Raw genomic sequence first — 20,519 nt, forward strand, 5'->3', positions numbered from 1 at the left:
CAATGGTACAGCCCGCGTCCGCCGCCGACACCTGCCGCATCCTGGCCCTGGGCGACTCCCTGACAGCCGGGTACGGCCTGCCGGAGAAGGACGCCTTCCCCACGGTGCTGCAGAAGCTGCTGCGTGAGGAGGGGGTTCCGGCGGAGATAACCAACGCCGGGGTCTCCGGCGACACCTCGGCCGGGGGGCGCGCCCGCGTGGACTGGCTGCTGCAGGGCGAGGAGTACGACCTGGCCCTGGTGGCCCTGGGGGCCAACGACGCCCTGCGCGGCCTCTCGCCCGAGCGGCTGCGGGAGAATCTGTCGGCCATCGTGGAGACGCTGCAGGCCGGGGGCATCCGCGTTGTATTGGCGGGAATGAAGGCACCGCGCAACCTGGGTCCGGAGTATGAGCAACGTTTCAACGCGGTCTATCCGGATCTGGCCGAAAAGTACGGGCTGGCCCTGCATCCCTTCCTGCTGGAGAAGGTGGCCGCCGATCCCGCCCTGAACCAGGGCGACGGCATCCACCCCAACGCCGAGGGCGCGCGGGTCATCGCCAACGACCTGCTGCCGCTCATCAAGCGCGAGGCCCGAGTCGCCTGCGGGCTGGACTGAGCCGCCTTCCCGCATATTCTCCCTTTCAGATGATTCCCGCCGCCAAGGCGGCGGCGATGCACAGAAGCAACGCGCCCATGACCGCCTGAACCGTCCGCATGGGCACGGCGTGCAGATACCGCTTGCCCAGCATGACTCCGGCGAAGGCGGCGGCCACGGCCGCGCCCACCAGGGGCCACTGTTTAGGCCCCAGCGGGCTGCCCGCTCCGGCCAGCAGGAAGGTGGCCGTGTAGGTGGCGAGGCGGGCGACGTCCACCAGAAAGCCGATGACCGCGTTGGTGCCCACGAAGGCTTCCGTGGAAACGCCCGCCTGGGCCAGAAAAGCGGAACGAAGCGCGCCCTGGTGGCCGGAGAAGCCGCCGAAAAAGCCCGAGGCCAGCCCGCCCAGCACCAGCTTTTTGCCGTTGAACCGCAGCCGTTGCAGTCGAGGGGACAACTCCAGCAGGGCGAAGCCAAGCACGAGCGCGGCCACGGCCAGCTTGACCGGCGTGACCTCCGCCCGGATGGAGCCGATGGAATAGGTTGCCAGGGGTTGAACGTGGGAGACCAGCCCCAGGGCGGCCGCCCCGGCGAAGGCCGCCAGGATCGCCGGCAGCCCGAAGCCGAGCACCAGCCGGCTGGAGGCGTGCTTGCCCACCGCGCCCACCTTGAAGGCGTTGTTGGCGAAGTGGACCACGGCGGTGGCGGCCACGGCCACGTCCACGGGAAAGAAGAGCGCGAAGACGGGCAGCAGCAGGGTGCCCAGGCCGAACCCGGAAAACAGGGTCAGGGCGGAGACCAGCAGGGAGGTCAGGCCGACGGCCAGGAAGTCCATGAGCGTTCTTCCTTCACCGCCGGAGGGCGGTCCGCTAGGTGGCTCCCTTGTCCTGTTTTTTCTCCCCGAGGCGGAAGCGGGCCTGCAATTTGATGAGGGCGAAGAAGACGTAGGTCAGGTAGAGGGCGGTGAACAGGGAGGAGGCGGTGGAGAGGTTGAACTCCGGCCCGCCGGTGTTGCGCACGAAGATGGCCTGGAAGATGGCCATGAACATGCCCATGGTGGCGTTGCCCAGCCAGGTGAGATGGGTTTGCAGCGAGCGGATGGTCTCGGCGCGGCGCTGGGGGGCCAGCCAGTAGTCGCGGCCGGGCAGCACCTTGAAGTAGCGGTCCGGCAGCTTGCCCAGGAAGTGGCCGAGACCGAGGAACCAGGCCGTGCAGAACAGGAGCACGATGACGAAGATGGCCGCCACGCCGACCTTGATGATGGTGGTGGAGGGTTCCCCGTGGGCGTCGGTCTGGGTGACGACCTGCCTGGGAAGGTCCGGGAAGTAGACGACGAGTTGGGCCGCCCCCGCCGCCAGAAGCAGCAGGAAGACGGTCACGGCCAGCTTTTTTGCCATGGGTGGGGTTGTAGTCGGGGGCGGCGGGCGCGTCAACGCCCGTCATTGCAGGGGGGAGCCTTCGTCGATGCGCTCTCTGGTGGCCCGGAGTGTGCTGGACAGGGCTTCGGCCAAGCCGCGCAGTTCGGACCAGGGGCGGTCGGCCGAGGCCAGTTGCAGTTCCCGGGCCTGGTCGCGCAACAGGGCGGCACCGGCGTTGGCGGCCGCTCCTTTGAGGGCGTGGGCCGTCCGGCCAAGTTCGTCCCTGTCTCCCGCCTCCAGGGCCGAATGGATGGCCGCCAGCTTGGCTTGGGCGTCCGCTGCCAGGGCGTCCCACACCTCCCGCAGCAACTCCTGGTCCCCGTCCAGGCGGGCCAGGGCGTCGGCCGCGTCCAGCAGAGGGGCCGAGCCGGAGCCGCCGGAGTCCAGGTGGCGGGCCACGGCCCGCATCAGCCGTCCCGCGTCCAGGGGCTTGGTCAGGTAGCCGGACAACCCCATGGCCAGATACCGTTCCCGGTCGCCCTTCATGGCGTGGGCGGTCATGGCCACCACGGGCACTGTGGGCGGCACGCCCTCGGCCTCACCCGCGCGGATGGCCCTGGTGGCGGCCACGCCGTCCATGCGGGGCATCTGGATGTCCATGAGCACCAGGTCCACCGGGTTGGTGGCCAGGGTGTCCAGGGCCTGCAGCCCGTTTTCCGCCTCCAGGACGTTGAAGCCCTGCTTGCGCAGCAGGCCCGCGGCCAGCTTGCGCGAGGGCATGTTGTCGTCGGCTACCAGCACTGTGGTGGAGGCCGGGTCGCGCGGGAAGGCATAGCCCTCGGGGCAGGAGCTTTTGGGGAAGGAGGGCACGGGATGCTCCCGGGCGGGGGCAAGAAGCACGGTGAAGGTGAATACGCTGCCCTTGTCCGGCTCGCTGTTTACCTCGATGTCGCCGCCCATGGCGCGCACCAGCCGCCGGGCGATGGCCAGCCCCAGTCCGGCGCCACCGTGGCGGCGGGTGAGGTAGTTTTCCGCCTGGGTGAAGCTGCGGAATATCTCCCGCTGCTTGTCGCGCGGAATGCCCACGCCGGTGTCGGAGACCTGGAATCGCAGCCCAAGGCGTTCCCGCCCCTCCCGCTCGGCGGGAGGCTCGGCCAGGGAAACGCGCAGAGTGACCGCTCCGGACTCGGTGAACTTCACCGCGTTGTCCACGATGTTGTAGAGTGCCCTGCGCAGCCGTCCGCAGTCGCCGCGCAGCCTTGCGGGCACCTCCCCGTCCACCTTGCGGGTCAGGGTTATGCCCTTGGTCTGGGCCTGGAAGGAAAGCACCTGCATGGTCTTCTCCACCAGCGCCCGGAGGTCGAAGTCCTCTTCCTCGGGCTCGTCCTCGCCGGATTCGATCTTGGAGAGGTCGAGGATGTCGTTGAGCACCTTGAGCAGGGAATGGGCCGAGTCCTTGATGATCAGCATGTATTCCCGCTGCTCCTGGGTGTGCTCGGTGTCCAGAAGCAGGTTGGCCATGCCGATGATGCCGTTCATGGGCGTGCGGACCTCGTGGCTCATGTTGGCCAGGAAGGCGTTCTTGGCCCTGGATGCGGACTCGGCCTGCAGTTTGGCCTCCCGCAGCCGCGATTCCATGGCGTGCTTGTAAAGGGCGATCTCTATGGTGGATTGCAGCTCGCGCTGCTCGAAGGGCTTGATGAGGAAGCCGAAGGGCTGGGACGCCTTGGCCCGGCTGAGGGTGGAGGTGTCGGAGTAGGCGGTCAAAAAGACCACGGGCAGGTCGAAGAGGGAGGAAATTTGTCCTGCCGCCTCGATGCCGTCCATGCCGCGGCCGAGGTTGATGTCCATGAGGACGAGGTCCGGCCCCCGGTCCCCCGCCATGGTGACGGCCTCCTCGCCGGAAGTGGCCGCGCCCGACACCTCGTAGCCCAGCGACTCCAGGGTATGCTGGATGTCCATGGCCACGATGCGCTCGTCGTCAACGACCAGGATGCGGGGGGGCTGCTGCATGAATCTCCCTGTAACGCCGGGGGGTTCCCATTCCTGCCCTGCCAGGGAGGATATATAGTCCGGCGGAAGGGGACCTGTCCAGCCGAGCTAGGAACGCCGGTATTGCTGGGCCCAGGCCTGCAAATCGCGCAGGGTCTCTATACGTTCGTTGGTGGGCGGGTGGGTGGAGAGGAATTCCGGCGGGGCGTCCTTGCCCGCCTCCTCCTTCTTGGCCAGCATGCGCTGCCAAAAGGTCACGGCGGCCGCGGGGTCGTAGTCCGCCTCGGCCATGAGGCGCAGGCCGATCTTGTCCGCCTCGCGCTCTTGGTTGCGGGAGAAGGGCAGCAGCACGCCCACGTTGGCCCCGATGCCGAAGGCCACCATGGCCGCCTGCTGCTCGCGCGAGCCCCCGCCCATGGCCGCCGCGCCGATGGCGCTGCCCAGGTTCAAAGCCATGGCCGTGGACATGCGTTCCGAGCCGTGCCGCAGCAGGGCGTGGGCGATCTCGTGGCCCATGACCGTGGCCAGCTCGTCGTCGCTTTGGGCCAATTCAAGAATGCCGGTGTGCACGAACACCTTGCCGCCCGGCAGGGCGAAGGCGTTGGCCGAGTCGTCCTCGATGACGTAGAACTTCCAGTCCCAGTCCGGCCTGATGGAGACCCGGGAGATGTTCTTGCCCACGCGTTCCACCTGGGAAACGTACTCGGCGTTGTCGGAGAGCTTCTTTTCCTTCAGCACCTGGTTGGCGGCGTCCTCGCCCAGCTTCAGCGCCTGCGACTCGGAAATGAGGGTGAACTGTGAGTCGCCCGTGTAGGGCTGCGTGGCACAGGCGGCGGGCAGCAGGAAAAGGGCCAGGCAGAGAAGGTGCGGCAGGAACCGCCGGAATCGTCCCATCATGCGACATAACTAGCGCACACCGGCGGGCCTGTCCAGATGCGCGAGCGTTTGTCCGCTGCTGCTTGACGGGTGCGCCACCGTCCGTTTACCGTGCGCCGCATGTCTCCAATTCCCGCGCCAAACGCCGTGGAGGGGCCATGAAGGGCTTGTCCGTGGAAGACGTGCTGCAGCGCATGATGCACGCCACCGGCAGCCGCAACCAGGCGGATCTGGCCAACCGGCTGGGCGTCCGACGGGCTGCCGTGACCGACGCCAAGCGGCGCGAGACCGTGCCGCCCGACTGGTACATGCGCTTGGCCCGCATGCACCAAGCCAACCCGGTCTGGCTGGAAACGGGTCTGGGGCCGGAGCACATCGGCGGCGGCGACCCGGAAGACTTCGCCCTGGTGCCCAAGGTGGGCGCGGTGGCCCGCATGGGGCCGGAAGGGCTGGAGACTTCCGGCGATGTGGAGGGCTTCTACGCCTTCCGGCGCGATTTCCTGACCCGCCTTTCCACCGCCGGGCCGGAATCCCTCAAGCTCATGGGCGTGGCCGGGGATTCCATGGAGCCCACCCTGCGCGACGGCGACGTGGTGCTGGTGGACGAGAGCGTCACCGAGCCGGTCTACGGCCGCATCCACGTGGTGGGCATCGACGACGGCATCGTGCTCAAACGGCTGGACAAACGCCCGGGCGGACTGGTGCTGCTCTCGGACAACCGCGACCTCTATCCGCCCATCGAGATCGACGAGTCCGACGCGGAGCACGTCCGCCTCATCGGCCGGGTGGTCTGGATGGCCAGGGAACTCCACTAGCGGGTCGCCGCTCCATCTCCGCTTGACCCGAGTCCCCGCCGGGGACACAGTGCCACCATGCGAGACAAGACGGCCTGGTGCATCTACGACTGGGCCAACTCCGCCTACGTGCTTACCACGGCCACGGCCGTGCTGCCCGCTTACTTCGCCGCCCAGGTGGCCCCGGAGGGCGCGGTCCTGTTCGGCGTACAGGTCAGCCCCACCAGCCTGTGGGGCGCGGCCGTGGGGCTGTCCGCGCTGCTGGTATTCGTTTCCGCAGCCGTGCTGGGCGCGGTGGCCGACCTCTCCGGCAGGGCCGGGCTCTTCTGGCGCGTCTTTTGCGCCATCGGCTCGCTTTCCGCCATCGCCCTGTCCTTTTCCGGGCCAGGCGACTGGCTCTCCTGCCTGCTGCTCTTCGGGCTGGCCCAGTTCGGCTTCGCCTGCGGCAACGTTTTCTACGACGCCTTCCTGCCCGTGGTCGCCAAACGCGACGAGTACGACCAAGTCTCCGGCTCGGGCTTCGCCTGGGGCTACGCCGGCGGCGGGCTGCACTTCGCCCTCTGCCTGGGGCTGGTCTCCTTCGCTCCGCAACTGGGGCTGGACAAGGCCCGCGCTTCGCAGATCGCCATGGCCTCCTCCGGCGTGTGGTGGGGCCTTTTCGCCATCATCCCCCTGTCCCGACTCCGCGACCCCCGCAAACCATCCGGCATGGCACCGCGCGACTACCTGCGCGAAGGCGCCCGCCGCACCCTGGGCACCCTGCGCACCTTCACCAAGGGAGGCCCGGCCGCCTCCTTTCTCCTTGCCTTCCTGCTCTACAACGACGGCATCCAGACCACCATCACCATGGCCACCATCTACGGCAAGCAGGAACTCGGCCTCCCCCTCTCCACTCTCATGCTCACCCTGCTCATCATCCAGGCCGTGGCCCTGGCCGGGGCGCACCTCTTCTCCAGGCTGGCCGGACGCACCACCACCAAGACCGCCCTCGTCATATCCCTGTTCATCTGGACCGGCGCGGCCGTGTTCGGCTACTTCATCACCACCGCCTGGCAGTACATGCTCCTGGGCTGCCTGGTGGGCCTCTCCCTGGGGGGATCCCAGGCCCTCTCCCGTTCCCTCTTCGCCCGCCTCACGCCCGACGACCAGCGCGCCCAGTACTTCGGCTACTTCTCCGTGGTGAACAAACTCTCCGCCATCGGCGGACCCATCGTCTTCGCCGCCGTCCGCTTCGCCACCGGCTCCTCCCGCCCCGCCGTCCTCGCTGTGGCCGCGTTTTTCATTGGAGGAATGCTTTTGTTGCGGAGGGTCCGGGTGGACGATGAAGAAAAGAGCGGGGCGTAGGGGAATGGGTGGTGGCTGGCGGGGGTTAGTGTTTAGGGCAGTGGGAGAAGGAGGAAACCCTATCCTGCCCCCAGTTTGAAACAGCCTTGATTTAAGTGGAAGTCCGTGGCTTCTCAACAGGCAGGAGGTTTGCCATGAAGCGACGGAAGTGGACCCCGGAGCAGAAGACACGGGTCGTCCTCGAAGGCCTTCGAGGACGACCCGTGGGCGAAGTGTGCGCCGAGTACGCCATCTCGCAGAACCAGTACTACAAGTGGCGCGATCAATTCCTTGCCCAGGCGCACAAAGCGTTCGAGACCGAGCACGGCGCACAGCGTACGGCCAAGCTTGAGCGCGAGAACATGAAGCTCAAAAGCCTGATCGGTGAGTTGACCATTGAGCTAAAAAAAAGCGGGCCGTTCGGATGAAGCGTGGACCATATGCAAAGGTCGCCGAGCGCAACGCCGACCTCCTGGCCCGCATTCGCGGCATCAAGGCCGACCATCCGTTCTGGGGATACCGTCGGGTCTGGGCGTTTCTGCGCTTCGTGGACGGCGTAGTCGTCGGCAAAAATCGCGTCTACCGGCTCATGAGCGAGCATGACCTCACGGTGAAGCCCAACCTGCGACTCAAGGCCAAACGCAGGCCGACCGGCGTCAAGCCCCGGCCCACGCGACCCAACGAGTGGTGGGGTATCGACATGACCAAAATCAAGATTGACGGCTACGGCTGGCTGTACGTGGTCATTGTGCTTGATTGGCGCACCAAGAAGGTCGTCGGCCATTACGCCGGCGACCAGGCCAAGGCGTGGCATTGGCTCTCGGCGCTCAACGCGGCTGTCGGCAGGCAGTTCCCCGAAGGCGTGCGCGACGGCGGTCTTCATCTCATGGCCGACAACGGCTGCCAGCCGACCTCGGCGAGCTTCATGAAGGCTTGCCGCGTCATGGACATCAAACTCGCCTTCACCAGCTACAACAACCCAAAAGGCAATGCCGACACCGAGCGCTTCATGCGCACCATGAAGGAAGAGCTGGTCTGGATTAATGAATGGCGTAGCCCGACGGCCTTTTGCCAAGCCTTGGGCTCCTGGATCGAAGAATACAACCAAGGCTACCTGCACTCGGCGCTGGGGTATAAAACCCCGGTGACAACCGAGCAGGAACTGATCAACTCGCGGACTCTCTTAAAAAAGGCTTGCTAAACCGGGGGCAGTACAACCCCTTTTGGGAAAAAGCGGTTTCCTCCTTCTCCCACGCCCTCATCCTCCTTCCGCCAAACCTTTCATCGCTCGCTTCGCTCGGGGGCGTGGTACCGGCGCGTGGCAGCCGGAAAACCACGGCCCGATTCCGCGTCCAGCGCATCAGTCGCCAAACGGCGGTGCTTTGCTTTACCGGGTAGACGCCCTCCGCAATCGCCCGTGCGCCGGGGTGCTTCCCGTCCGTTTCCCCTGACGCGCGCCAACCCGCGAAACACATGCAAAGTTAGTTTGCCGCAGGGTCCAGGGGGCGCGCAGCCCCCTGGTCGCCCGCAGGGCGAAATCTTCTTGCCGTGCAGTGGGCGGGTGGGCGATGAAGAGATGAGCGGGACGCAGGGGAAAGGATGGTGGCTGGCAAGGGACTGCTGCGCCCAATTCCGCGTCCAGCGCATCAGTCGCCAAACGGCGGTGCTTTGCTTTACCGGGTAGACGCCCTCCGCAATCGCCCGTGCGCCGGGGTGCTTCCCGTCCGTTTCCCCTGACGCGCGTCAACCCGCGAAACACATGCAAAGTTACTTTGCCGCGGGTCCAGGGCCGCGTAGGTCCTGGTCGCCCGCAGGGCGAAATCTTCCCCAGCCTTTTCTTACTCAGCCTCCGCTCTCTGCATGGAGCGGAGCTGTTCGGCGAGTCGGACAATGGTGAGGGTGTAGGAGTGGGAGTGGTTGTAGTGGTAGAGGACGTCGCGTTGCTGTTCGGTGGAGAGGCCGGGTTTCCAGCCGTGGTAGACAAGGTAGTTGCCGATGGAGTGGAGGGCGTCTTCGGGGTGGAAGAGGTCCACGCGTCCGTCCTGGTTGGCGTCCACGCCGAAGCGCTGGGCGTTGGAGGGCATGAATTGGCAGAGGCCGATGGCGCCGTAGGGCGAGGAGGGGATGGAGAGGGGGTCGAGGTCGCCGGTTTTGGCGTATTCGATGAAGGCCAGCAGTTCCTCGTAGGCCCAGTTGGCTTTTTGGCGCGTGCGGCGGACGAGCCATTTTTTGAGGGTGGGGGTGAGTTCGTTCATGGGCAGGTAGGGCTGCACCAGGAGGAAGTTTTCCGAGAGGGCCATGGAGGCCAGGGTGAGGAAGGCGTTGCCTTTGCCCAGGTAGGAGCCCAGCCGGGTTTCAACCAGCATGATGGAGGTGAGGATTTCCGGCGGAACGTTCCAGGATTGTTCCGCCTCGCGCAGGGCTTGGGCGTGGTCGTCCATGAAGCGCAGGGCGGAGGAGAGCATGGTGGGGGTGAAGTAGCGCTGCAGGACGCGGCCGCGCGGCTTGGGGGGCGAGGGTTCGGTGCCGCCTTCGGCCTTGGGCTGGGGCTTGGGTTCGGGGCGCGGTGTGGTCTTGATCTTGAGCAGGCTGACCATCTTGTTGGCCATGGCGCGGGGCTGGTAGCGCACCTGGGGCCGGGAGAATACGTCGCGGAGGTAATCGCGGTTCAGTCCGTCCTCGGCCAGCCGTTCCACCAGGGGGCGCCAGAGGCCGACGTCCGAGGCGCGGACGGGCTGGGCGGGTGCGGCCAGGGCGGCCAACAGAGCGGCCAATGCCAGGAGGGCTGCGGGTCGCATGGGGAATGTCCGGGATGCTCGCTCAGCAGCGGTCCAGGGGCAGGTTGGCCATCTGCTCTTCAAAGTCGTCGTCCAGTTCGGGGACGTGGTCGGTGATTTCCTCGCGGCGTCCGCAGTCGGCGCAGCGCAGGTAGGCCCGCGCGCAGGTGCGGGCCGGGGCGAGTTTTCCCTGGCATCGCGGGCAGGCGGCCCGCTCCAGGGAGTGGGGGTCGAAGCGGATCATGGTTCCTCCTCCCGTCAGGCCCGAGTATGCCCCGGAGGCGGGCCGAAGGCAAGGTTGGCGACCCTTGATTTGCACGGGCTTTCAGCTATGGTGGGTTCATGCGACCGGCGATGTTCGATTGGACTCCGATCCCGGCCCCAGGGCAGCGGGAGCCGTTCGTGCCCATGTTCGAGAGGCTGCTGCGGCACATGGACGAGCTTGTGGACGAGCTGCGGGAACGGGACAACTTGGCGTACACCTTCCGGGAGGGCGCGGCCACTTCCGACAGCCTGACCGCCTCGTTCTACCGGGAGACCGGGCGGGTGGTGGACTGGAGCGGCTGATGGCCGACGACATGCAGAGCGCGTTGTTGCGCGACATTCTGGAGAAGCAGGGCGAAATGCTGCAGGAGCTGCGGGCCATTCGCGACGAGCTGCGCGAATTGCGCGGCATGGAGCGGGAACAGGCCGGGAGCGGCGGCCGGGAGGCCGGACAGCGCGAGCCCGCGGCCGGACGGCCGGAGCAATCCGAGGAGCCGGGGCGCGCCGGCGCGCCGGACGGCGACGCCCTGCTGGAGTCGCTGAAGAGCCGCAACCGCCAGGCCATGCAGGCCCGCCGCCTGGCCAAGCGGATGGACGGAAAGGATTTTTGAGGTGGTATTGTTCGGCAACAAAAAGCGTCCGCAGGAAGGCGGGGACGAGGGCAAGTTCGAGCACGCCCGGCAGTCCTACTTTTCAGGCAAGCTGAAGATCGTCACCACCGAACGCATCGAGGGCCGCAAGATCAAGTGGACCTTCGGGCTGGTGGCTTCGCGGTCGTTCTCGTCTGAGACAGCCTTTTACGGCCTGGTGCACAACGCCCTGGAGGCCGGGGCTGACGCCGTGGTGGGCTACCGCGAGAACGTGGCCTTCCATCCGGACGGCGACCGCCACTACACCTGCTACGGCACGGCCGTCTTCCTGGAGCCGCTGAAGAAGCCCGGCATGCCGCTGGAGCAGGCCATGGGCGGCGAGGCCCCCCAGGACGCGGGGCAGGACCAGTCCGGTTCCGGCAAGGGCAAGAAGAAGCGGGGCCGGATTGTCTGAGAAATCCTCCCGCGTGGTGCCCGCACGGCAGAACAGCCCGCCCGACAAGGCGGGCGTTTTTTTGGCGGATGAATGGAGCGGGCGGGACGGAAACCAGGGAGTGTCGGGGAATGTGGCTTGAAGCGTTTCTGTACTGGCTGCCGCTGGTGCCGTTGGCCATCGCCAACGGATTCCTGCGGGAGGCCGTGCTGGCCAGACGTCTGTCCGCGCATCGGGCCAACCAGCTTTCCTGCCTGACACTGGTCCTGTTGTTCTGCCTGTACGCCGTGGCCGTGGCGCGCTGGTGGGGTGTTGACGGCCCGCGCGAGGCGGGAGCGGTCGGCGCGCTGTGGCTGGCGCTGACCGTGACCTTCGAGTTCGGCTTCGGCCACTGGGTGGCCGGGGAGTCCTGGGAAAAGCTACTGGCCAACTACAATCTGGCCGCCGGGAGGCTGTGGGTGCTGGTGCTGCTGGCGGTGGGGCTGCTGCCTTTTGTGGTTCTGCTGGCTGGCTGAAGGGCGCAAGGTTTTCCAATCGGGGCGGAAATTGAAAGGCCCCCGGCGAGGAACCGCGCCGGGGGCCTTTCGTATGCTGAGGCGGGAGGAATGTCGCTCGCTAGGGCTTCTTCACGCTGATGAAGTGCTCCTGCATGCAGATGTAGCCGGCTTCCTTGGACCAGTTTTCCAGGCCGCCGGGCATGAGCAGGTTGTCGGCCACGCCTTTGCCGTAGGCGCGGGATTCGGGCGGCAGCTTGTGGCCGAAACCGTGGACCATGAAGGCGGCCTCGGGGTGGATGAAGGGGGTGACGAAGGCCTTGATCTCGCCGGAGTGGCCGTTGCTGCCCACCACCACGGTGTCGCCGTCGGAGACGCCCATGCCCTTGGCCACGTCCTCGTTGAGCCAGAGGACGTTCTCGGGCATCTGCTCGGCCAGCTTGGGGTTGTTCACGGTGTGCCCCTGGGTGTGCACGCCGCAGCGACCGAAGATGATGCGGAACTTGCCCTCGGGCGGATGCTCCGGGGACTCGTAGGGCTTCAACGACTGCATGCCGTCCTCTTCCCAGGCGGGGTGGACCATCTCCAGCTTGCCGGAAGGGGTCTTCCAGGTGAACTCGTCCATGTTCCGGTAGTAGGGCTCCTTGCACAGGGGCACGAAGCCCTTGGCGTCGAAGTCCTCAATGGACACGCCGGTGCCATCCAGCTGGTAATTCCAGATGTCCTCGATTGACTCGAAAGCCAGCTTCTCCACGCCCATGCGCTTGGCCAGGCCGCAGATGATCTCCCAGTCGGCGCGGGTGTCGTAACGCGGTTTGAGCGCCCGCTTGCGCACGAAGAACTGCGGCTTGACCCCGCCCTTCTGGGCGATGATGGACTCGCGCTCCAGGTAGGGGGACAGCGGCAGGACCACGTCCGAATGCCAGGCGGTGTCGGACCAGGAGAAGGTCACGGAGACCAGCAGGTCCAGCTTCTTCCACTTCTCCTTGAGCCGCTCGGGCTCCGGGAAGGCCATGAGAGGGTCGTGGCGGTAGCAGATGTAGCCGCGCACGGGGTAGGGCTCGCCGGTTTCGATGGCGTCGTAGGCCAGGTTGACCAGGCCGGGACCGGCGTCAATGTGCTTGTACTTCCAGCCCGCGCCATCGGCCCGCTTGGCCTCGGGCTTCTCGAACATGGCGGCCAGCTTGTTGAGTCCCTTGGCGCCCACGTCGCCGGGGCCGTTGGAGATGGCCAGGCCGCCCTTGGCGCCGATGGAGCCGAGCAGGGCGTTGATGATGTAGGCGGTGCGGGAAACGTAGAAGGAGTCCTTGTAGCGGGCGGTCATCCAGCCGGGGTGCCAGATGACCGCGGGGGCGGCGTCGGCCAGCTGCTTGGCCAGGTCGTAGATGCGCTTGGCCGGCACGCCGCACTCCTCGGCGGCCCACTCCGGAGTGTAGGAGCGCACGAACGACTTGAGCTTGTCGAAGTCGTTGAAGTGCTTGGCCACGTAGTCCTTGTCGTAGAGGTTCTGGCTGATGAGGGCGTTGATGACGCCAAGGTTGAAGGCGTAGTCGGTGCCGGGCCGGACCAGGAAGAAGTTGTCCGCCTTGCCCGCGGAGACCGTGGCCCGGACGTCGATGACGGTGAGCTTGCCGCCCTTGTCCAGAGAGTCGAGGGTCTGGTTCACCTCGGAGACGTTGATGGCCTCGAAGATGTTGCGGGTCTGCAGGATGATGTGCTTGGCGTTCTTGAGGTCGTAGGCCACGCCCTTGCGGCCCATGCCCATGACTGACTTGGCGGCGTGCAGCACGCCGCGCGCGCAGGCGGAGTCGTGGTTGCAGTAGTTGGGGGAGCCGATGCCCTTGACGAAGGCCTGGTGCAGGTCGGGGAAGGGTCCGCCGCGGTCGGACCACATGACGGATTCCTTGCCATGTTTTTCCTGGATGGCCGAGAGTTTGTCAGCCACGTACTGCAGGGCTTCGTCCCAGGTGGCGCGCCGCCATTTGCCCTCGCCGCGTTCCCCCTCGCGGATCATGGGGTACTGGGGGCGCTCCCGATCCTGGGTGAGATCGTACCCGGCCGCGCCCCTGGCGCAGAGGGCGCCCTTGAGCGAGTGGGGATTGCCCTGGATGAACGCGCATTCGTCGTTCTCCACGTCCACTTGGATGGGACAGCGCACGGTGCACATGCCGCAGACGCTGTAGACCTGTTTCTTTTCCATCTGCACCCTCCACGAGATTTATTTCACAAAGATACGCAGCAGGCGAATTGGTGTTGCATTGTATGGCAGGTAGCAGGTGGTGGGGGGCATGGCAAGAAGGAGGAGACTTTGTGAAAAAGAACGCGATGGAGCGTGAGGAGGACGGGATATAATGTGCGAAAATGCACGAAAGCAATCAATTGGAATGAACGGAGGGGGTTGACGCAACGAGACTTTTGTGGTTTCTGTGACACAAAATTGCAACACTGGCGAACCACGCCAATATAGACCGTAAAAGGAGGTTTCCGCGTGGTCTTCACATGGATCAACTTGGCTATGCTGGTCTTTTTGGTTGCCGGGTTCGCCTTCGCCGCCGGCCCCGTGGTCGGCTCCCTGCTCCTTTCCCCCCACTACACCAAGGGTGATGTGGGCATGTCGTACGAATGCGGCATGCCTCCGCATGGAACGTCCTGGGTGCGTTTCGGCATCAATTACTACATCTACGCCCTCATCTTTCTCGCCTTCGACGTGGACGTACTCTATCTCTTCCCTGTCGCGGCCCATTATCCGGACGCGGAAGGATTCGTTCCCCTGGTCAAGGTCTTCATCTTCCTTGCCGTGCTCGCCCTCGGTGTCGCCTACTTCTGGAGGAAAGGAGTCTTTACATGGCCGAGAAGAATCTCGGAGTAAGGCCGGCGGAGACCGGGAGCGAACCGCCCCTGGTCGACATTCCGCTGGCCAACAAGTTCCTCGACGTCTGCCGGGCCATGTCGCTTTGGCCCATGACCTTCGGCCTGGCCTGCTGCGCCATCGAGATGATGGCCGTTGGCATGGCCCGATTCGATATCTCCCGCTACGGCGCGGAGGTCTTCCGCCCCTCCCCGAGGCAGTCCGACCTGATGATCGTGGCCGGCACGGTCAACAAGAAGATGGCCGGGCCGCTGGTGCGGCTGTACGAGCAGATGCCCGCCCCCAAGTACGTCATGGCCCTGGGCAACTGCGCCATCGCGGGCGGCCCCTTTGCCATCAAGGGCCAGTACAACGTCATCGAGGGCGTGGACCAGCTGGTGCCGGTGGACGTCTACGTGCCCGGCTGCCCGCCGCGCCCGGAGGGACTGCTGGAGGGCCTCTTCCAGCTGCAAGACAAGCTCATCGGCCACCGGTTCTGGCCCGAACCCGACCAGCCCCCAGTCGTGGGCGAGCAGAAGTAGGGGACGAGAATGGCGAACGGCTTCAGTTTTCCGGCCATGTGCCGGCTCGAATCGGACTACGCCAAGACGGGCTCCACGGCCGTCTACCACCTCAACCCCGGCCAGCTGAAAGCCGCGGCCAACGCCTTCAACAACCGCGGCTGGTTCCTGGAGGACATCACCTGCCTGGACGTGGAGGAGGGCATCCTGGTCCTGTATCACTTCGATCACATGGAGCGGGCCGAGGCCCGGGTGACTCTGCGCGTGCTGGTGCCCCACGACGACGCAGTGCTGCCCTCCATCGGCTCCGTCTTCGGCGCGGCCTACTGGCACGAGCGCGAGGCGCAGGACATGCACGGGATGACCTTCACCGACCATCCCAACCCCCTGCCCCTGCTGCTGCCCGAGGACGCCGACTTCCACCCCCTGCTGCATGACGAAAAGCGGCGCAAATCCGCCCGCGACATCCTTGAGGAATACCACCACGCCTACTGCTGGCCCTCCTTCGTGAAGATCGAGGAAGAGCCGAACGGCGAGGCCGCCGAAGAGGGCGGCCAGGAAGCGGCGGGGGAGGAAGGCTGATGACGCATCTCACAGGCGACTACTACACCCGTCATTTCGAGAAGGGCCCCCGCGACGACACGCTCATCCTGAACATGGGGCCGCAGCACCCTTCCACCCACGGCGTCCTTCGCATCCTGGTGGAGCTTGACGGCGAGTACGTCATCAAGGCCGAGCCGGTGCTGGGCTACGTGCACCGCATGCACGAGTTCATGGGACAGACCAAGTCCTGGGCCCAGTTCTGGCCCAACCCCGGCCGGGTGGACTACCTGCACGCCCTGGCCTGGAACTGGGGCTACGCCGGGGCCGTGGAGAAGCTGGCGGACATCGAGGTGCCGGAGCGGGCCGAGTACATCCGGGTCATCACCTGCGAGTTGAACCGCATCTCCTCGCACCTGCTGTGGTGGGGCGCCTACCTGCTTGACCTGGGCGCCTTCACCCCCATCATGTACGCCTTCACCGACCGCGAGCACATCATGGATATCCTGCAGGAGCCCACCGGCTCGCGGCTCACATACGCCTACTACCGCTTCGGCGGAGTCACGGCCGACCTCTCCGACCGCTTCCTGCAGCGGGTGCGGGAGTTCGTGCCCTACATGCGCTCGCGGCTGCCGATGTTCCGCGACCTGGTCACTGAGAACATCATCCTGCGCAAGCGTGTCGAGGGCGTTGGCCACTTCTCGCCGGAGCTCATCCGCAGCTACGGCGCCACCGGTCCCGTGGCCCGGGGGTCGGGCATCGCCTACGACGTGCGCCGGTCCGAGCCGTACTCGGTGTACGACCGCTTCGACTGGGACGTGGTGGTGGAGGACGGCTGCGACGCCATGGCCCGCTACCTGGTGCGCATGGGCGAGATCGAGCAGTCCCTGCGCATCATCGAGCAGGCCGTGGAGCAGATCCCGGAAGGGGAGTACCTGCCCAAGAACGCCCCCAAGCCCAAGTGGAGCCCCCCGGCGGGGGAGACCTACTTCGCGGTGGAGGGCGGACGCGGCAAGATCGGCTACTACATCGCCTCGGACGGCGGCCGCCAGCCCTACCGGCTGAAGCTGCGCGCCCCGGGGTTCAGCAACATGAGCATCTTCTCGGACGGCGCCAAAGGCGTGCTGCTGGCGGACGCCGTGTCCATCCTGGGCAGTCTGGACCTGGTCATCCCCGAAATCGACAGGTGAGCCATGGACATCGCGAGCATTCCCCCCGAACTGATCCGCCTGGCCCTGGGGCTTGTCCTGCTGGCCGCCTTCGTGGGCGGCAACGCCACCCTCCTCGTGTACGTGGAGCGGAAGGTGGCGGGCCACATCCAGCGTCGGCCCGGCCCCTTCGAGGTCGGCCCCCACGGCATCCTGCAGACGGTGGCCGACGCCGTGAAGCTGGTGGGTAAACAGCTTCTCACCCCGCGCGACGCGGACCGCTTCGTTTTCTGGCTGGCCCCGTTCATGGCCTTTTTGCCGGTCTTCGTCATGTTCCTGCCCATCCCCTTCGCCCCCAATCTCTACGCCCTGGAGACCAACGTCGGAGTAATCCTCATCCTGGCTTTCGCCGGGCTGGGTGTGCTCTCGCTGTGTCTGGCGGGCTGGGCCTCCAACAACAAGTGGGGCCTGCTGGGCGCGGCCCGCGCCGTGGCGCAGTCCGTGGGCTACGAGATCCCGCTGCTGCTCTCGGTGCTGGCCGTGTGCTTCATGCACGGCTCCCTGGACCTGCTGACCATCTCGAAGGAGCAAGGGGCCTGGCCCTGGCAGTGGAACGTGGTGCTGCAGCCGGTGGCCTTCGTCATCTACTTCATCTGCGCCCTGGGCGAGACCAACCGCGCGCCCTTCGACCTGCCCGAGGGCGAGAGCGAACTGACCGCCGGGTTCCACACCGAGTACTCGGGCATGGGCTTCGGCCTCTTCTTCCTGGCGGAATACGCCAACATGATCGTGGTCTCGTCCGTGGCCACCGTGCTCTTCCTGGGCGGGTTCAACGGCCCGGGCGCGCCGGGATCCTGGTGGTTCCTGGCCAAGGTCTACGCCCTCATCCTGGTCATGATGTGGATTCGCTGGACCTACCCCCGGGTGCGGTTCGACCAGCTGCTGAACCTCAACTGGAAGTGGCTGGTGCCCCTGGCCACCATCAACCTCTTGGCCACCGCCCTGGTGATGAAGCTGTAGGAGGGTCCGCGTGAGCGTGATGCATGAGCTGAAGGAGGCCGCCAGGGGCCTGAAGAGCCTGCTGGTGGGCCTGAAGATCACCGGCCGCGAATTCGGGCGCAGCCAGGTCACGGTCCACTTCCCGCGTCAGGTCGTGGACGACATCCTCACCTTCCGCGGCCACGTGGAGCTGGTGGGCAAGCCCAAGGACCCGGCCACCCCCAAGTGCATTTCCTGCATGATGTGCGTCAGCGTCTGCCCCTCGGGCTGCCTGGCCCTGAAAAAAGCGCCCAAGCCCAAGCCCCCGCCGGAACCGGAAGGGGAAACCGGGGCGGAGGACGCCATGGTCAAGCCCAAGGAGAAGAAGGAGCCGCCCAAGGCCTCCAAGACGCCGGTGAAGTTCACCTACAACTACAACCTGTGCTCGTTGTGCGGGTTGTGCGTGCAGTCCTGCCCGGTGAAATCCCTGCGTTTCTCCACGGACATCTACATCGCCTCCCCGGACAGGGAGACCTTCCACTACGACCTGCTGGCCCGGCTCAAGGACCAGGCCGAGCGGGTCGGCGAGGAGGCCTCGGCCAAGGCCAAGAAGCCCGGCAAGCCCAAGAGCGAGGCGGAGCGCGCCACCGAGCCGGGCGGTGTGAAGGCCGAAACCACCATCGAACCCCAGGGAGGAGAGTCCTGATGGAGACCGCGGCCCTGGTCCTGTTCATCATCTACGCGGCCATCATCGCCTTCGGCGCGTTGGCCGCCGCCCTGGCGGCCAACCTGGTGCGGGCCCTGCTGGGCCTTATCCTGGCGCTCTTCGGCGTGGCCGGCATGTACCTGCTCATGAACGCCCCCTTCGTGGCCGTCATGCAGCTGCTCATCTACGTGGGCGCTGTGGTCGTGCTGATCTTCTTCGCCATCATGCTCACCAAGGCCCCTGCCGGGGCGGAGGAGAGCAAGCCCAGGCCGATCCGCAAGTACTTCACCGCGCTTGTGGCCGCTTCGGCCCCGGTCTTTGTCCTGGGCTGGGTGCTGCTCACCTTCCCCGAGCAGGGCTCCGAGCTGCCCGCCGAGGTGGCGGTGAGCGAATTGGGCAAGGGGCTCATGGAACCGTACATCGTGGCCTTCGAGCTCATCTCGGTGGTCCTCTTCGTGGCCATGTCCGGGGCGGTGCTCCTGGGCTTCAAGAAAAGGAACGGCAAATGAGCGCGCTGCTTCTCTACCAGCTTGTGGCCCTGATGCTGCTGGCCATCGGGCTCTACGGCCTCTGCTTCCGCCGCAGCTTCGTCGGCATGCTCATCAGCGTGGAGCTGATGCTCAACGGCGCGGGCCTGTCCATCGTGGCCGCGGCCCAGCTCACCCCGGCCTCGGCTTCGCTGGGTCAGCTGGCCACGCTCTTGGTCATGGGTTTGGCCGCGGCCGAGGCGACCCTGGTGCTGGCCATCGTCATCGTGGTCTCCAAGCGCTTCGGCGAGACCGACTCCGAAACCGTTTCCGAGCTGAAGGGGTAGGGCATGGAACTGTACGAGTCCACGCGGGTCCTGGCGCCCATCATCATCACCCTGCTGGCCCCCTTCTTCATCTACTGGAACCGGCACTCCCCGGACAAGCGCGAGGCCATCTCCTTCGTGGCCGCGGCCTCGGCCTTCGTGACCGTGCTCTCCATGGCCCCGGCCGTGCTGAGCGGCCGCGTCTGGGCCTACGAGCTATTCACCCTCCTGCCCGGCATCCACATCTCCTTTTGCGTGGACGGGCTGTCGCTGGTGTTCGCCCTCATCGCCACCTTCTTGTGGATGCTGGTGACGAGCTACAACATCGGCTACATGCGCGGGCTCAAGGAACACGCCCAGACTCGCTACTACTTCTGCTTCGCGGTGGCCATCTTCGGCGCCGTGGGCGTGGCCTTCTCCAAGAACATCTTCACCCTGTACCTCTTCTACGAGGTCATCACCGTCTTCACCTATCCGCTGGTCGCCCACCACCAGGACCACGAGGCCTATCACGGCGCGCGCAAGTACCTGGTCTACCTCATGGGCACCTCCAAGCTGTTCCTGCTGCCGGCCATGGTGCTGACCTACGTGCTGTGCGGCACCCTGGACTTCCACCTGGGCGACGTGGTCACGGGCATGGCCTTCCCCTACGAGCAGCAGCCGGTGCTGGTGACCATCACCTACATCCTCTACATCGCCGGGCTGGCCAAGGCGGCCATCATGCCCTTCCACAACTGGCTGCCCTCGGCCATGGTTGCGCCCACGCCGGTCTCCGCCCTGCTGCACGCGGTGGCGGTGGTCAAGGCGGGCGTCTTCTGCGTCTCCCGCATCATTCTCTCCGGCTTCGGCCTGGAGACCATGGAGGCGCTGAACCTGGGCATCCCCACCGCCTTCCTGGCCGCCTTGACCATCGTGGCGGCCTCGGTCATCGCCCTGACCAAGGACGACCTCAAGGCGCGGCTGGCCTATTCCACGGTGTCGCAACTGTCCTACATCGTCATCGGCGTGTGCATGCTGACCCCCATGGCGGTGCAGGGCGGGGTGCTGCACATCGCCAACCACGCCTTCTCCAAGATCACCCTCTTCATGTGCGCGGGCGCCATCTACGTGGCCGCCCACACCAAGAAGATCAGTCTCATGGGCGGCATGGGCTGGCGCATGCCCCTGACCTTCGGGGCCTTCGCCGTGGCGTCCATGTCCATGATCGGCGTGCCCTTCGTCTGCGGGTTCGTCACCAAGTGGTATCTGGTCAACGGGGCCATCCAGGCCAAGCAGGTCATTCTGGTGGTGGCGCTTCTGGCCTCCACGCTGCTCAACGCCTCCTACTTCGGCCCCATCGTCTACCGCGCCTTCTTCCGGCCGGCGGCCGAGGGCGTCGATCTGGAGGAGTTCTCCGAGCCCGGGCTGACCATGGTGGTGCCGGTGCTGCTCACGGCGGCCATGTCGGTGTTCCTCGGGCTGTATCCCGAGCTTTTCCTGAACTTCATCAAGGCCTTCGGCAACTTCTAG

The 20,519-nt window shown here is 66.0% G+C and carries 25 protein-coding genes; 18 read left to right on the forward strand and 7 right to left on the reverse strand.

Annotated elements, in window-relative coordinates; translation table 11 throughout:
- Positions 1 to 2: 2 nt before the first annotated feature.
- Complete coding sequence (locus N911_RS0113710) at positions 3 to 596, forward strand: arylesterase (RefSeq protein WP_051694531.1); 594 nt, start codon at positions 3 to 5, stop codon at positions 594 to 596.
- A gap of 25 nt (positions 597 to 621) precedes the next feature.
- On the opposite strand, the gene N911_RS0113715 is transcribed toward N911_RS0113710, so the two are convergent.
- The 4 genes from N911_RS0113715 to N911_RS0113730 all read right to left on the reverse strand — a co-directional run bounded on the left by N911_RS0113715 (position 622) and on the right by N911_RS0113730 (position 4,822).
- Positions 622 to 1,410 carry a TSUP family transporter gene (locus N911_RS0113715; RefSeq protein ID WP_029898110.1) on the reverse strand — a complete coding sequence of 263 codons (789 nt, stop codon included), beginning with the start codon at positions 1,408 to 1,410 and terminating at the stop codon, positions 622 to 624.
- 34 nt (positions 1,411 to 1,444) lie between these two features.
- Positions 1,445 to 1,972, reverse strand: coding sequence for a hypothetical protein (locus N911_RS0113720; protein WP_029898119.1), 528 nt, complete (start codon positions 1,970 to 1,972; stop codon positions 1,445 to 1,447).
- Between the two features lie 42 nt (positions 1,973 to 2,014).
- Positions 2,015 to 3,946, reverse strand: coding sequence for a hybrid sensor histidine kinase/response regulator (locus tag N911_RS17095; RefSeq protein ID WP_051694436.1), 1,932 nt, complete (start codon positions 3,944 to 3,946; stop codon positions 2,015 to 2,017).
- 87 nt (positions 3,947 to 4,033) lie between these two features.
- Positions 4,034 to 4,822, reverse strand: a complete 789-nt coding sequence (locus tag N911_RS0113730; protein WP_029898123.1) for a M48 family metallopeptidase — start codon at positions 4,820 to 4,822, stop codon at positions 4,034 to 4,036.
- A 137-nt stretch (positions 4,823 to 4,959) separates the two neighbouring features.
- On the opposite strand from N911_RS0113730, the gene N911_RS0113735 reads away from it, so the two are divergent.
- The 4 genes from N911_RS0113735 (at position 4,960) to N911_RS0113750 (ending at position 8,119) form a co-directional block, all read left to right on the forward strand.
- Positions 4,960 to 5,616: a LexA family transcriptional regulator gene (locus N911_RS0113735; protein ID WP_029898126.1), complete on the forward strand. Its 657-nt coding sequence runs from the start codon at positions 4,960 to 4,962 to the stop codon at positions 5,614 to 5,616.
- A 57-nt stretch (positions 5,617 to 5,673) separates the two neighbouring features.
- The gene (locus N911_RS0113740) at positions 5,674 to 6,939 is read left to right on the forward strand and encodes an MFS transporter (protein ID WP_029898128.1); all 1,266 of its coding nucleotides are present in this window, start codon (positions 5,674 to 5,676) and stop codon (positions 6,937 to 6,939) included.
- A 134-nt stretch (positions 6,940 to 7,073) separates the two neighbouring features.
- A complete protein-coding gene (locus N911_RS0113745) occupies positions 7,074 to 7,346 on the forward strand; it encodes a transposase (RefSeq protein WP_029895442.1) in 273 nt (90 codons plus the stop codon).
- Positions 7,343 to 8,119 (forward strand): IS3 family transposase, encoded by a 777-nt coding sequence (locus tag N911_RS0113750; RefSeq protein WP_051693969.1) that lies wholly within the window; start codon positions 7,343 to 7,345, stop codon positions 8,117 to 8,119. The genes N911_RS0113745 and N911_RS0113750 overlap by 4 nt, the downstream gene beginning before the upstream one ends.
- A 637-nt stretch (positions 8,120 to 8,756) precedes the next feature.
- On the opposite strand, the gene N911_RS0113755 is transcribed toward N911_RS0113750, so the two are convergent.
- On the reverse strand, positions 8,757 to 9,716 hold the full coding sequence (locus N911_RS0113755; protein ID WP_035105561.1) for a lytic murein transglycosylase: 960 nt from the start codon (positions 9,714 to 9,716) through the stop codon (positions 8,757 to 8,759).
- 22 nt (positions 9,717 to 9,738) lie between these two features.
- On the reverse strand, positions 9,739 to 9,939 hold the full coding sequence (locus N911_RS0113760; RefSeq protein ID WP_029898132.1) for a dual CXXC motif small (seleno)protein: 201 nt from the start codon (positions 9,937 to 9,939) through the stop codon (positions 9,739 to 9,741).
- 158 nt (positions 9,940 to 10,097) lie between these two features.
- On the opposite strand from N911_RS0113760, the gene N911_RS18525 reads away from it, so the two are divergent.
- The 4 genes from N911_RS18525 to N911_RS0113780 all read left to right on the forward strand — a co-directional run bounded on the left by N911_RS18525 (position 10,098) and on the right by N911_RS0113780 (position 11,497).
- Positions 10,098 to 10,262 (forward strand): hypothetical protein, encoded by a 165-nt coding sequence (locus tag N911_RS18525; RefSeq protein WP_161781638.1) that lies wholly within the window; start codon positions 10,098 to 10,100, stop codon positions 10,260 to 10,262.
- Positions 10,262 to 10,570, forward strand: coding sequence for a hypothetical protein (locus tag N911_RS0113770; RefSeq protein ID WP_029898134.1), 309 nt, complete (start codon positions 10,262 to 10,264; stop codon positions 10,568 to 10,570). The genes N911_RS18525 and N911_RS0113770 overlap by 1 nt, the downstream gene beginning before the upstream one ends.
- 1 nt (position 10,571) lies before the next feature.
- Positions 10,572 to 11,003, forward strand: coding sequence for a hypothetical protein (locus N911_RS0113775; RefSeq protein WP_237559980.1), 432 nt, complete (start codon positions 10,572 to 10,574; stop codon positions 11,001 to 11,003).
- Positions 11,004 to 11,113: 110 nt separating this feature from the next.
- Positions 11,114 to 11,497, forward strand: a complete 384-nt coding sequence (locus tag N911_RS0113780) for a hypothetical protein (protein WP_029898138.1) — start codon at positions 11,114 to 11,116, stop codon at positions 11,495 to 11,497.
- A 100-nt stretch (positions 11,498 to 11,597) separates the two neighbouring features.
- On the opposite strand, the gene N911_RS0113785 is transcribed toward N911_RS0113780, so the two are convergent.
- Positions 11,598 to 13,676 carry a molybdopterin-dependent oxidoreductase gene (locus N911_RS0113785; RefSeq protein ID WP_029898140.1) on the reverse strand — a complete coding sequence of 693 codons (2,079 nt, stop codon included), beginning with the start codon at positions 13,674 to 13,676 and terminating at the stop codon, positions 11,598 to 11,600.
- A 288-nt stretch (positions 13,677 to 13,964) separates the two neighbouring features.
- Between N911_RS0113785 and N911_RS0113790 the strand changes: the two genes are divergently transcribed.
- From N911_RS0113790 to N911_RS0113830, 9 genes are read left to right on the forward strand one after another with little or no spacing between them, the layout of a single operon-like run.
- Positions 13,965 to 14,345, forward strand: a complete 381-nt coding sequence (locus N911_RS0113790) for an NADH-quinone oxidoreductase subunit A (RefSeq protein WP_029898142.1) — start codon at positions 13,965 to 13,967, stop codon at positions 14,343 to 14,345.
- On the forward strand, positions 14,321 to 14,866 hold the full coding sequence (locus tag N911_RS0113795) for an NADH-quinone oxidoreductase subunit B (protein ID WP_029898144.1): 546 nt from the start codon (positions 14,321 to 14,323) through the stop codon (positions 14,864 to 14,866). Before N911_RS0113790 ends, N911_RS0113795 begins: the two co-directional genes overlap by 25 nt.
- Before the next feature lie 9 nt (positions 14,867 to 14,875).
- Entirely contained in the window at positions 14,876 to 15,427 is a 552-nt protein-coding gene (locus N911_RS0113800; RefSeq protein WP_051694438.1) for an NADH-quinone oxidoreductase subunit C, read from the forward strand.
- Positions 15,427 to 16,575, forward strand: a complete 1,149-nt coding sequence (locus N911_RS0113805) for an NADH-quinone oxidoreductase subunit D (RefSeq protein ID WP_029898148.1) — start codon at positions 15,427 to 15,429, stop codon at positions 16,573 to 16,575. Before N911_RS0113800 ends, N911_RS0113805 begins: the two co-directional genes overlap by 1 nt.
- A gap of 3 nt (positions 16,576 to 16,578) precedes the next feature.
- Positions 16,579 to 17,553, forward strand: a complete 975-nt coding sequence (gene nuoH / locus N911_RS0113810; protein WP_029898150.1) for an NADH-quinone oxidoreductase subunit NuoH — start codon at positions 16,579 to 16,581, stop codon at positions 17,551 to 17,553.
- A gap of 19 nt (positions 17,554 to 17,572) precedes the next feature.
- The gene (locus N911_RS0113815) at positions 17,573 to 18,217 is read left to right on the forward strand and encodes a 4Fe-4S binding protein (protein ID WP_237559999.1); all 645 of its coding nucleotides are present in this window, start codon (positions 17,573 to 17,575) and stop codon (positions 18,215 to 18,217) included.
- Positions 18,217 to 18,726, forward strand: coding sequence for an NADH-quinone oxidoreductase subunit J family protein (locus N911_RS0113820; protein WP_029898154.1), 510 nt, complete (start codon positions 18,217 to 18,219; stop codon positions 18,724 to 18,726). The genes N911_RS0113815 and N911_RS0113820 overlap by 1 nt, the downstream gene beginning before the upstream one ends.
- Positions 18,723 to 19,031 (forward strand): NADH-quinone oxidoreductase subunit NuoK, encoded by a 309-nt coding sequence (gene nuoK, locus N911_RS0113825; RefSeq protein WP_029898155.1) that lies wholly within the window; start codon positions 18,723 to 18,725, stop codon positions 19,029 to 19,031. Before N911_RS0113820 ends, nuoK begins: the two co-directional genes overlap by 4 nt.
- A gap of 3 nt (positions 19,032 to 19,034) precedes the next feature.
- Positions 19,035 to 20,519, forward strand: a complete 1,485-nt coding sequence (locus tag N911_RS0113830) for a monovalent cation/H+ antiporter subunit D family protein (RefSeq protein ID WP_029898156.1) — start codon at positions 19,035 to 19,037, stop codon at positions 20,517 to 20,519.

The sequence above is a fragment of the Desulfohalovibrio reitneri genome (genome assembly GCF_000711295.1).
GTDB classification, from domain to species: Bacteria; Desulfobacterota; Desulfovibrionia; order Desulfovibrionales; family Desulfovibrionaceae; genus Desulfohalovibrio; species Desulfohalovibrio reitneri.

Bases quoted from the DNA above. Each gene is read 5' to 3' on its own strand.
- N911_RS0113710 (WP_051694531.1), top strand. From the start codon at position 3: ATGGTACAGCCCGCGTCCGCCGCCGACACCTGCCGCATCCTGGCCCTG.
- N911_RS0113715 (WP_029898110.1), bottom strand. From the start codon at position 1,410: ATGGACTTCCTGGCCGTCGGCCTGACCTCCCTGCTGGTCTCCGCCCTG.
- N911_RS0113720 (WP_029898119.1), bottom strand. From the start codon at position 1,972: ATGGCAAAAAAGCTGGCCGTGACCGTCTTCCTGCTGCTTCTGGCGGCG.
- N911_RS17095 (WP_051694436.1), bottom strand. From the start codon at position 3,946: ATGCAGCAGCCCCCCCGCATCCTGGTCGTTGACGACGAGCGCATCGTG.
- N911_RS0113730 (WP_029898123.1), bottom strand. From the start codon at position 4,822: ATGATGGGACGATTCCGGCGGTTCCTGCCGCACCTTCTCTGCCTGGCC.
- N911_RS0113735 (WP_029898126.1), top strand. From the start codon at position 4,960: ATGAAGGGCTTGTCCGTGGAAGACGTGCTGCAGCGCATGATGCACGCC.
- N911_RS0113740 (WP_029898128.1), top strand. From the start codon at position 5,674: ATGCGAGACAAGACGGCCTGGTGCATCTACGACTGGGCCAACTCCGCC.
- N911_RS0113745 (WP_029895442.1), top strand. From the start codon at position 7,074: ATGAAGCGACGGAAGTGGACCCCGGAGCAGAAGACACGGGTCGTCCTC.
- N911_RS0113750 (WP_051693969.1), top strand. From the start codon at position 7,343: ATGAAGCGTGGACCATATGCAAAGGTCGCCGAGCGCAACGCCGACCTC.
- N911_RS0113755 (WP_035105561.1), bottom strand. From the start codon at position 9,716: ATGCGACCCGCAGCCCTCCTGGCATTGGCCGCTCTGTTGGCCGCCCTG.
- N911_RS0113760 (WP_029898132.1), bottom strand. From the start codon at position 9,939: ATGATCCGCTTCGACCCCCACTCCCTGGAGCGGGCCGCCTGCCCGCGA.
- N911_RS0113770 (WP_029898134.1), top strand. From the start codon at position 10,262: ATGGCCGACGACATGCAGAGCGCGTTGTTGCGCGACATTCTGGAGAAG.
- N911_RS0113780 (WP_029898138.1), top strand. From the start codon at position 11,114: ATGTGGCTTGAAGCGTTTCTGTACTGGCTGCCGCTGGTGCCGTTGGCC.
- N911_RS0113785 (WP_029898140.1), bottom strand. From the start codon at position 13,676: ATGGAAAAGAAACAGGTCTACAGCGTCTGCGGCATGTGCACCGTGCGC.
- N911_RS0113795 (WP_029898144.1), top strand. From the start codon at position 14,321: ATGGCCGAGAAGAATCTCGGAGTAAGGCCGGCGGAGACCGGGAGCGAA.
- N911_RS0113800 (WP_051694438.1), top strand. From the start codon at position 14,876: ATGGCGAACGGCTTCAGTTTTCCGGCCATGTGCCGGCTCGAATCGGAC.
- N911_RS0113805 (WP_029898148.1), top strand. From the start codon at position 15,427: ATGACGCATCTCACAGGCGACTACTACACCCGTCATTTCGAGAAGGGC.
- nuoH (WP_029898150.1), top strand. From the start codon at position 16,579: ATGGACATCGCGAGCATTCCCCCCGAACTGATCCGCCTGGCCCTGGGG.
- N911_RS0113815 (WP_237559999.1), top strand. From the start codon at position 17,573: ATGCATGAGCTGAAGGAGGCCGCCAGGGGCCTGAAGAGCCTGCTGGTG.
- N911_RS0113820 (WP_029898154.1), top strand. From the start codon at position 18,217: ATGGAGACCGCGGCCCTGGTCCTGTTCATCATCTACGCGGCCATCATC.
- nuoK (WP_029898155.1), top strand. From the start codon at position 18,723: ATGAGCGCGCTGCTTCTCTACCAGCTTGTGGCCCTGATGCTGCTGGCC.
- N911_RS0113830 (WP_029898156.1), top strand. From the start codon at position 19,035: ATGGAACTGTACGAGTCCACGCGGGTCCTGGCGCCCATCATCATCACC.